Annotated in this window: 6 protein-coding genes and 1 pseudogene; 3 read left to right on the forward strand and 4 right to left on the reverse strand. The window is 55.1% G+C overall.

The features are described from left to right. Complete coding sequence (locus LJN55_RS11805) at positions 1–3,117, reverse strand: efflux RND transporter permease subunit (RefSeq protein ID WP_227536329.1); 3,117 nt, start codon at positions 3,115–3,117, stop codon at positions 1–3. Between the two features lie 30 nt (positions 3,118–3,147). Beyond that, entirely contained in the window at positions 3,148–4,251 is a 1,104-nt protein-coding gene (locus tag LJN55_RS11810) for an efflux RND transporter periplasmic adaptor subunit (RefSeq protein ID WP_227536330.1), read from the reverse strand. 136 nt (positions 4,252–4,387) lie between these two features. Between LJN55_RS11810 and LJN55_RS11815 the strand changes: the two genes are divergently transcribed. Together LJN55_RS11815 and LJN55_RS11820 are read left to right on the forward strand one after the other, a co-directional pair. Next, positions 4,388–5,083, forward strand: coding sequence for a response regulator (locus tag LJN55_RS11815; RefSeq protein WP_159336663.1), 696 nt, complete (start codon positions 4,388–4,390; stop codon positions 5,081–5,083). A 1-nt stretch (position 5,084) separates the two neighbouring features. After that, positions 5,085–6,137 carry an ATP-binding protein gene (locus tag LJN55_RS11820; protein ID WP_227536331.1) on the forward strand — a complete coding sequence of 351 codons (1,053 nt, stop codon included), beginning with the start codon at positions 5,085–5,087 and terminating at the stop codon, positions 6,135–6,137. A gap of 43 nt (positions 6,138–6,180) precedes the next feature. Here LJN55_RS11820 and LJN55_RS11825 read toward each other — a convergent pair whose 3' ends face one another. Continuing rightward, positions 6,181–6,840 carry a DUF2931 family protein gene (locus LJN55_RS11825; protein WP_227536332.1) on the reverse strand — a complete coding sequence of 220 codons (660 nt, stop codon included), beginning with the start codon at positions 6,838–6,840 and terminating at the stop codon, positions 6,181–6,183. Continuing rightward, positions 6,831–8,699 (reverse strand): annotated as a pseudogene (locus LJN55_RS11830) (phospholipase effector Tle1 domain-containing protein). The gene LJN55_RS11825 and the pseudogene LJN55_RS11830 overlap by 10 nt, the downstream one beginning before the upstream one ends. A 223-nt stretch (positions 8,700–8,922) precedes the next feature. On the opposite strand from LJN55_RS11830, the gene LJN55_RS11835 reads away from it, so the two are divergent. Next, entirely contained in the window at positions 8,923–9,939 is a 1,017-nt protein-coding gene (locus LJN55_RS11835) for a lipoate--protein ligase A (RefSeq protein ID WP_227536333.1), read from the forward strand. Positions 9,940–10,239: the final 300 nt, after the last annotated feature.

Below are 10,239 nucleotides of genomic sequence, written 5' to 3' on the forward strand. Positions count from 1 at the left end.
TCAACTTTCCTTGTGGGTTATACGATGGCGGCTAAACCTGCCTACGATGCTCATCACGCTGAAATAGAACAGCGGAACAAAAAATATCGCCAGCAGCGTACCGCTGATCATGCCGCCAAACACGCCGGTACCGATGGCATGCTGGGTTTCAGCGCTCGCACCGCTGGCTATCATCAGCGGTACCACGCCCAGCGTGAACGCCAGTGACGTCATCAGGATCGGACGCAAACGCATTCTGGCCGCTTCCAGCGTCGCTTCCGCCAGCCCTTTGCCATTGTCATGAAGCTGTTTGGCGAACTCGACGATAAGAATGGCGTTCTTCGCCGACAGCCCAATGATGGTGATCATCCCAACCTTAAAGAACACATCGTTCGGCATATCACGCAATATGACCGCCAGCACCGCACCCAACAGGCCTAACGGCACCACAAGCATTACGGAGATGGGAATGGACCAGCTCTCGTACAGCGCGGCCAGTATCAGGAATATCACCAGCATCGACAGCGCCATCAGCATCGGCGCTTCAGAGGCAGATTGCTGCTCCTGCAGTGACAGCTCGGTCCATTCCACCGCAAAACCCTCAGGCAGTTCAGCAGCCAGGCGCTCCATCTCCTGCATCGCATCACCACTGGAGTAACCCGCGGCGGCGCTGCCGGTGATTTTCACCGCCTGATAACCCTGATAACGCACCATTTGCAGCGGTGAGGTTTCCCATTTCGCCTGAACAAATTCCGACAGCGGCACCATGCCGTTGTTGGTGTTACGCACATTCAGTTTCAGAATATCGTTCAGTTCCATACGGAACGGGGCATCGGCCTGAATGATCACCTGCTGCATCCGGTCGCCGTTCGGGAAGTCATTCACATACAGCGAACCTGTCGCCCCTGAAATCGTCTGGCTGATATCGTCAAACGAAACACCCAGCGCGAAGGCTTTCTGTCGGTCAATACGCAGATTGATCACCTGACCTTCAGGCAGACCATCGACATAAACGCCCTGCACCACCTTGCTGCCCGCAGCCAGTGCCAGCAGTTGGTTCTGTGCGTCCTTCAGTGCCGCATAGCCTTTACCCGCGCGATCTTCCAGACGCAGGGCGAAGCCCGATGAGTTACCTAGCTCGTCGATGGCCGGTGGCATCAGACTGTAGACCTCACCTTCCGGGATATCGTGCAGGGTTTCCAGAACATGACGGGCTTCGGCAGCGGCTGTGGCTCCTTCACGTTTATCCCAGCCCTTGAGCGTGGTAAAAGCCAGCGCGGAGTTCGGGCCAGAACCGGCAAAGCTGAAGCCCATAACGGCCAGGTTAGCGTCAATGCCTGGACGCGCCAGCACGGTTTTTTCAAAGGATTTTACCACCTCTAACGTCCGCTCACTCGTGGCATCCGACGGCAGCTGAACCGACGTCAGAAAGTAGCCCTGATCCTCTTCCGGCAGAAACGACGAAGGCACACTGCGCATCGCGAAGAACAGCACCACGCAGAGCACGCCATACAGTAGTAGGCTCCGGCCCGTCCGCTTCAGCATACAACTGACGCCATTTTCATAGTGGTCGGTCATGGCGTTAAACCGACGGTTAAACCAGCCAAAGAAACCTTTTTTCTCGTGATGACCTTTGTTCACTGGCTTGAGTAACGTGGCACACAGTGCTGGCGTCAGGCTCAACGCCAGGAACGCTGAGAACAGGATCGAAACGGCCATCGACAGGGTGAACTGCCGGTATATCGCCCCCACCGAGCCGCTGGCCATCGCCATCGGGATAAACACCGCACTCAGGACCAGCGTAATACCAATGACCGCGCCAGTAATTTCCTTCATCGCTTTCTGGGTGGCTTCTTTTGGCGGTAGCCCCTCCTCGACCATGATGCGTTCCACGTTCTCCACCACCACGATGGCATCATCGACAATAATGCCGATCGCCAGCACCATGCCAAACATGGTCAGCACGTTGATCGAGAACCCCGACATCAGCATCACGGTAAACGTCCCGAGTAACGCGATGGGCGCAACAATGGCCGGTATAAAGGTGTAGCGCACGTTTTGCAGGAACAGATACATCACCAGGAACACCAGCACCATCGCTTCGATAAAGGTATAAATCACCTTCTCGATAGAGACTTTCACGAACGGCGTGGTATCAAACGGAATGCTGTACTTCATCCCGGCGGGCATGGCTTTACTCAGTTCTTCCAGCCGTGCTTTCACCTCTTCAGCCGTGCGCAAGGCGTTTGCGCCAGGTGCCAGCTGAATCGCCGCTCCGGTCGAGACGCGCCCATTCTCCCTTGTGGAGAAACCGGAGGTTTGTGGGCCCAGCTCAATCCGTGCGACATCAGAGAGCGCCACGCGCGAACCATCCAGATTTGCCCGTAACGTAATGCGCCCAAACTCCTCCGGCGTGCCGAGCTGGCCCTGTACCGTCATCGGGTACGTCACGCGCTGGCCTGTAACGGCGGGATCATCCCCAATGCGGCCCGGCGATATCTGTACGTTCTCAGCGCTGATCGCCTGACTGATATCCCGAATGGTCAGGTGGTACTGCGTCAGTTTTATCGGGTCCAGCCAGATGCGCATCGCCTTTTCAGCGCCAAACAGCTGAACGCGACCCACGCCATCCATTCGGCGTAGCTCTTCCGACATATTGCGCGAGAAGTAATCGCTGAGATCGCCTTCAGTGATATTCCCCTGTTCTGACGTCAGGCCGACGATCATCAGAAAGCTGGACGATGCCGCCTCAACGTTAAGCCCGTTTTGTCGCACGACCTGCGGCAGACGCGGCTCAACGATTTTAATGCGGTTCTGCACATCCACCTGCGCCAGCTCTGGATCGGTGCCCGGCTGGAAGGTCACGGTGATTGTCGCCTGGCCGCTGGTATCCGCTGATGACTCAAAATAGAGCAGATTTTTCACCGAGGAGAGTTCACGCTCAATCAACGCAACCACGTTATTGTTCATCGTCTCCGGGGTTGATCCCGGATAACTGGCATAGATGCTGACGCTTGGTGGTGCCACCGACGGATAGCGTGCGATCGGCAGTTTGGGGATCGCCAGCAGCCCAACCAGGATGATAAACACGGCAATAACCCAGGCAAAAACCGGGCGATTAATAAAAAACTGTGGCATAGGAGTTCCTGGATAAAGTGAGGCTCAGCCTTAAGGATGTTGTTTCTTATCACCGGCATTCACCGGCATCCCTTCCTGCAATTTGCCACCGCCTTGGGTTATCAGGCGGTCCCCGGCGTTAAGCCCGGCGCGCACAAAATAGTGGCCGCTCAGGGTTTCACCAAGCCGGATAGTGACGGCTTTCGCCTTGCCGCCCTTATCCAGCCAGACCTGCGTAACATCACCATTGCGCACCAGGGCTTCCTGCGGGATCACCACGCCTTCAGCCGCCAGCTGTCGTGAAATTTTGGCCTGAACGTACATGCCCGGCAGCAGCGCGTGCTGCGGGTTATCCACCTCAAGGCGCATCATCACATCACCCGTTCCGGTGTCCACGCTGATGCCCGTAAACAGGATGCGCGCACTGTTGCTGAACGGCTCACCGGAAGCGGAAAGAATATCCGCCCGACCGGGCGCGGTGGCGGGCAATGTCTGTATGGCCGAGGCGGGCTGGCGCACGTCGACGTACACGCGATCGATTTGCTGCACTATCGCCATCGGCTGGCTGTCGCTGCTGCTGACCAGCGCCCCTTCTGTGACGAAGTTCTCATCGATGCGACCGCCTATCGGTGCCTTGACGGTGGCATAGGACAAATCAAGCTGTTTACGCGCCAGCATCGCGCGGGTTTCAGACACCGTGGCCTTTGCCTGAGCAGCGTTTGAGGCGGCATCTTCATGATCCTGCTGGCTGATGGCCCCGCTGCCGTGCAGTTTTTGTAACCGGGCAGCACGCGCCACCAGCTGGCGATAACTGGCTTCGGCCTTCTCCACTGCCGCCGCTGCGCTGTTCACGTCAGCTTTGAACGGCGCCGGGTCGATCTGGAACAGTGCCTGACCGGGACGGATTTCACTGCCCTGGCTGAAGTGCATCGCCGTAATAATGCCGCTGACCTGCGGGCGGATTTGCGCCGTGCGAAATGCGGTGACACGGCCTGCAAAAACCTGTTCCTGCGTAACGGGCTGCAGTACCAGCGTTTCAACTATCACCGATACTGGAGGTGTTTCGCTGACCGTTGTTTCTGTCGGCGCATCGCAGCCCGACAGAAGATAAAACATCGGTATCAATGATAATCTTGCTATGCTTTTGTTAAACATACCGACCGCTTTCCTGATATTTTTAAAGTTAACTTATGTGTTAACGTAATAATAAAGGCCGTACGTTGAGGCTGCGTGGAGGTTATGTGGAGATTGTGTGGAGAAGAAATGAGATGACACGAAAATCGGGCCGAAGATGAAAAACATTAAAATATTGCTCGCTGAAGACGAGAAAGATATTGCCGACATCCTTTTTGCTTACCTGCAAAAAGAAAGCTTTACCATTATTCATGCCGCTAGCGGTCGTGAAGCACTGGAGCGTTATTTTGAGGAGCGGCCTGACTTTGTCATCCTGGATATTAAAATGCCATTTATTGATGGCTGGCAGGTACTTAACGATATTCGTAAAGACTCAGACGTCCCCGTGATGATGCTGACAGCACTGGATGCCGATGTGGACAAAATCCATGCACTAAGAGTCGGGGCCGATGACTACATCGTTAAACCCTTTAATCCAGCGGAAGTGGTGGCAAGAATCCACGTGATATTACGTCGCCTGCCCTTTTACAGTCATAATAAAAACCAGAATATTTACAGCAGTAAAAATATCGATGTGGATACCGTTAATCATCTGGTGAAAATAAAAAATAGCGGTACAGAGATTGGCAATATGCTGACCTCAACGGAATTTAAAATCCTGATGCATCTGATCCGTTATCCGAAGCGTGTATTTACCCGCCGGGAGCTGCTGGAGCATTGTCTTCCCGAAGGTGAAGCCAGTGAGCGCACCGTTGACAGCCACATCAGCAAGCTGCGTAAAAAGATAGAACAGGCCGGGCTACCCTCAGTGCCTGAGAGCATTCGCGGCTTCGGCTATCGGCTGGGAGACTAAGATGGCAACGCCTGGCATCCGCTATCAGCTGTTTATCCTCACCTCAAAAGTCGCCGTCAGCACGCTGGTTCTGCTGTCGGTGGTGTACAGCGTGTATATCGGTATTTTTTATGATGGCAAAGATGAGTACAGCTGGATACCGACTTCTCACGACTGGATACTGACGCTGCTCGCGGGTATTTTATCGTCGGCAGTGGCGCTCTATTTTGTCTGGGGCTTTGCCAAACGCGTGATTATTCCGCTGAATGCGGTTGCCCACAGTGCGCGCCAGGTGGCAGAGGGCAATCTGAGCATCCGGGCAGAACATAGCGCCGCAGAAATACGCGAAACTGCACTGCTGATTGATGACTTCAATTCCATGGCGGAAAAGCTCGAAGTGATGTCGCATGAGATGAAAAAGTGGAATGCGGCCATCGCCCATGAGCTGCGCACGCCTGTTACGGTGTTACAAGGGCGCATACAGGGAATGGTGGACGGTATTTTCGACAGAGACGATCGGCAGTTCGATATCTTACTCCGGCAGACGGAAGGATTATCTCGGCTGATCGACGATCTTCGCGTACTCAGCCTGTCCGACAGCGGCCAGCTCTACCTCTACCGTGAAACGCTGCATCTTAAAGAAATACTGACGTCATCTGTCGATTCTTTTCGTGACAAGCTTAAGCAACGTGGGCTTGAGCCGGTGATTGAAGCCGAAGATATTGTCTGTTTTGTCGATGACGTGCGCCTGCGCCAGGTGCTGTCCGCGCTACTCAGCAATGTCAGTAAATACGCCCTTCCTGGCGTGGTGATGATCACCTGCCGCATCTCCAGTAATGCCATTGTGCTCACGGTGGAAGACGAAGGCCCCGGCATTGGTGACGCCGATCAGGGGGCGGTTTTTGACGCCTTTTTCCGTGCAGAGAATGACCGGGTGCAAAAGCCGGATGGCTCCGGCCTGGGGCTGGCGGTGGTTTATGCCATTGCCCGGGCACACGGAGGCACCGCACGCTGCCAGCGCAGTCGGCTTGGCGGAACCTGTATGCAGATTATGCTTCCGGCGAGTGGGAAATAGAGATGCAGGCCAACGGGGTCACTTCCCTGGCCTGAATCAGCGACTACCAGTTGCCGTAAGGGTATTTTTTCCCTTTGATAAACGCTTCGATGTCTTCGTCGTATCCATAAGAAAAATCGCTTTTAGTTATTCCTTTGCAAATCTCTAATTTTTCCCCGGAGAGCGTTTTCAGGACAGACGGGGTGACACGATAATTAGGCTCAAATCCTACCCCTCTTAGCCAGATAGCCACCTGCCCCTCCGGCGCCAGCCCAATCTGGATATTGTCGTAATACGCCGTTTTGCCAAGATAGTTTTTATATACGCTCGGCCTGCGCATTTTATCTACTACTTCCCAGGGGAAAGTCAGATGGGTTTCATAGAGCTTTTTATCAATCACAGAGTCCCAGCAAAAAATAATATGCTTGGGCGGTTTTTCAACGTGATTCCAGTGTCCGCCAGGTGCCCGCGAAATGTCGTTCCACTCACCGATGACCTTATCCAGATCCGGGGTGTTGTTGAGCGTATTAAATTGATAAACGGTGCCAACCGCATCCTGGACCACGACAAAGGTCACCAGGGCAGGCAACGCTTTGGGTGTAAAAAAGTTAAATTTCCACTCTTTTGGCTCCGTGTTTTGAGTCGCTTTGTTGAGTTGTCCTGCTCCCTGGCAGGCCGTCAGGATCAATAGCGAAAGCAGTCCGGCAATACGTTTTATTTCCATATTCTGTTCCCGTCCATATCGTAAATCGTCCGTTGCCAGCGTTCATCCGGCCGGTTGGTAAAGGTCACCAGCTTCGCGGGCTTCACCGCCCCGGTGATCCTTCCCTGAGTGTCCCGCATCACGCTGTTCCAGTTGGCCGAGCAGTGAAGGTATTTTCCCGCCAGCGCAGTAATTTCCGCGGTGGTAAACTCGCTGACCGATTGACCATTGCGGACGGCACGGCCCATCACAATGGCTTTTTTATACATGCGGTTCAACTCTTCAGGCAAGGCAAAGTCAGGGACCGTTGCATCAATAGGGTTAAACACCACTCCCGCATCCTGCGCGGCATCGATCATCACCCGTAGCGCCACCTTTGACCAGTCATTGCGCGTGGGGCGCTCGAGGATCAGCGCGGCACCGCTGCGTTTTTGCAGCATACCATAGCGGTCAGCGGGCATTCGGTCGTCATGCCAGGCTCTGAGTTTAATCACGTTACCCTCAAGCAGCGGCGCTATGGCCGGATAACGCGTCATGATCCCAAACTGTGCACCGGCATGACGATACGTTGCGGTATCCTTATCAGAAACAGAAGCCTGAACCGTTTCAAACTGCGGGCGGGTGAGGAAACAGGCTTCGTACTCGTCGGGATTATACCCGCCGCCAATATCCGAGTGTGCCCCGGGCAACGCCAGTTCCGGCCAGGCAGGCTTTACGCTGTTCAGCGCAAAGTTAAAACGTCACTCGTGCTGCGCGGTGATATGAAAAACCTTCTCCGCCACGCCGGGACGCAGCGCGATATTCACCTCTCCGGTATCCGCGCTGTGCGGGTTAAAACCGTTAAGCGGCGTACCGATGCCCGCCACAGTATCAAATATCCCCAGAAAACGTGTTTTCCCACCGGGGGTACCCGTAAATTTAATCTCGCCCAGACCAGCGTTAATGGCCGCCATAATGGCAACATCCTGCTCGAACACCCGGTTGGCAAAATGCCGTGCTGCCGCTGCCCCCCGGCTAAAACCGAAAATATCAAACTGTAATTCTTTGATAATACAATCTTTGGCTTCAGGGAATCTGAAAAGATAATCCTCGATACCCGTTACCAGCAACGCCACCGCCTTATCGGTTTTACTGGCTACGCCAGTGTTACCTCTACCGGTTCCCATCCCGTAAGAGCTGTCACCCTTTCCGCTTTCTGTACCAATTCCTTCGATATAAATGGCACTCTGTCCATGTCCGGTATCGGTGGTAATTTTCTGGTTATACAGCGTATTCAGCCAATACACATTGGTGTAATAACCAAGATAACTTCCTGCGGCAATACCGCTATGACTCCGTTTCAGCCTTACGCACTGAGATAACGTAGATTCGGCATCCCCGTCACTCATACCATAATGCTCGCCTGCACAGGCATTCTGACGGTCAGCACTGTTATCCGCATTATTCCCCGTCCCATCAAAAAACACCCCGATCGTCAGCGTGATTTCGCGCCGCTTTATCTTCGCGGACTGGGCGTGTTGTTGCGGTACGTCTGCCGGAGAGGGAGCAAACAGGGGGATATCAATCGGCGCAACGGGTTTTCGTTGCGTTACGCTGGCGGGTTCTTTGCCGTAACCGTCAGGAATGGAGGAAATAAATGTCGCCCCGCAGGGGCAGGAACTGACGCTGTCGAGCGTACCGGCCAGCGGCATCCCGCCCACCCTGATTTTGCCCGGCCCGCTGATGATGCTGTACGTCATACCGGGGTTCTTACCGCAGGAGACCAGACTGCCCTCCCGCGGAAGCTCCGCGCCACGCAGAAAGACGGTCGAGTGACCGCTCAGTATTTCCCCACCGCAGCTGGTTTTATCGCCGACGCGAAGAAAATAGCCCTTTGCCATATGCTGTCCTTAGCCTGTTTACGTTGAACATAAAATGTGCGAAGGACAACTTAACCAGATATTTTCATAAAAAAAATACGCGTACCGCTAACACACCCCTGTTATTTACGATTTATCGCCTGTAACGCTGCCCCGCACTGATGAGGTTCAAAGTCCGCAATCTGGACGTTTTCCCCGATGGTGGTATTATCCCTGCGCCGCCAAAACTTCAATGGAGTCAAGCATGTCCACACTGCGTTTACTGTTATCGGATTCCTGGGACCCCTGGTTTAACCTGGCCGTGGAAGAGTCTATTTTCCGCCAGATGCCGGCGACTCAGCGAGTGCTGTTTTTGTGGCGCAATGCCGAGACAGTCGTCATTGGCCGTTCGCAGAACCCGTGGAAAGAGTGCAATACGCGGCGCATGGAAGAAGATGGCATCCGCCTGGCGCGACGCAGCAGCGGCGGTGGCGCGGTGTTTCATGACCTGGGCAACTGCTGTTTTACTTTTATGGCCGGGAAACCGGAGTACGACAAAAGCGTGTCGACCGGGATTATTCTGCGGGCGCTGGCGTCACTGGGTATTCAGGCTGAAGCCTCAGGCCGTAATGACCTGGTGGTGAATACGGCCGACGGGGTGCGTAAAATTTCCGGTTCCGCCTATCATGAAACCCACGATCGCGGTTTCCATCACGGCACCATCCTGCGCGATGCCGACCTCTCCCGCCTCGCCGATTACCTCAATCCTGACGTCAAGAAATTGCAGGCTAAAGGCATTACCTCCGTGCGCTCGCGCGTGGCGAATCTGGAAGAGCTGGTGCCGGGGATTACCTTTGAAGCGATTTGCAGCGCGGTGACGGCGGCCTTCTTCGACCATTTTGGCGAAGCATGCCAGCCCGAGCATATCTCCCCAACGTCCCTGCCCGACCTGCCCGGCTTCGAGGCGCAGTTCGCCAAACAGAGCAGCTGGCAGTGGAATTTCGGCCAGGCACCGCAGTTCCAGCATCTGCTGGATACCCGTTTTAGCTGGGGTGGCGTGGAGATCCACGTCGATGTTGAGCGCGGCAAGGTCAGCCGCTGCCAGATTTTCAGCGACAGCCTGAACCTGACGCCGTTAGAACAGCTGGCAGAGCAGCTGCCCGGCACCGAGTATCGGCCAGAGGCGCTGGCAGCCCAGGTGGCACGGCTGAGGGAGGCGTTTCCTCAGCAGGCGGTGGAGCTGACGGAGCTGGAGTTTTGGCTGGCGGAGAGTGTGCGCTGATGAGGCGTCTGGTCATTAACCGGGTCAAGGTTTTAAGGTTAGGGTCAAGTGCTTAAGGTCAAGGGCGTTTCGCTTTCCCGCTGCGCGGGCTGAGCGACCCAGGGTGGGCAATCGCCCCCACCCTGGGGACCCGGGCTTGTGGCAGGCGCATCGCCCGCTTACAGCGGGTTCCCTCAGTCTATCGGCTTTCCTGCCGGATCGGTTGTGACGGGACATCCCTGTCCCGGCACGCCCTCTCGCCAACGTCCTGTTGGCTCGTCCTGGAAATCCGCTCTCCTTCGGCGAGGCTTAATTGCCGCT

This window comes from Erwinia rhapontici (genome assembly GCF_020683125.1).
Taxonomy (GTDB): domain Bacteria; phylum Pseudomonadota; class Gammaproteobacteria; order Enterobacterales; family Enterobacteriaceae; genus Erwinia; species Erwinia rhapontici.

Bases quoted from the DNA above. Each gene is read 5' to 3' on its own strand.
- LJN55_RS11805 (WP_227536329.1), bottom strand. From the start codon at position 3,117: ATGCCACAGTTTTTTATTAATCGCCCGGTTTTTGCCTGGGTTATTGCC.
- LJN55_RS11810 (WP_227536330.1), bottom strand. From the start codon at position 4,251: ATGTTTAACAAAAGCATAGCAAGATTATCATTGATACCGATGTTTTAT.
- LJN55_RS11815 (WP_159336663.1), top strand. From the start codon at position 4,388: ATGAAAAACATTAAAATATTGCTCGCTGAAGACGAGAAAGATATTGCC.
- LJN55_RS11820 (WP_227536331.1), top strand. From the start codon at position 5,085: ATGGCAACGCCTGGCATCCGCTATCAGCTGTTTATCCTCACCTCAAAA.
- LJN55_RS11825 (WP_227536332.1), bottom strand. From the start codon at position 6,840: ATGGAAATAAAACGTATTGCCGGACTGCTTTCGCTATTGATCCTGACG.
- LJN55_RS11835 (WP_227536333.1), top strand. From the start codon at position 8,923: ATGTCCACACTGCGTTTACTGTTATCGGATTCCTGGGACCCCTGGTTT.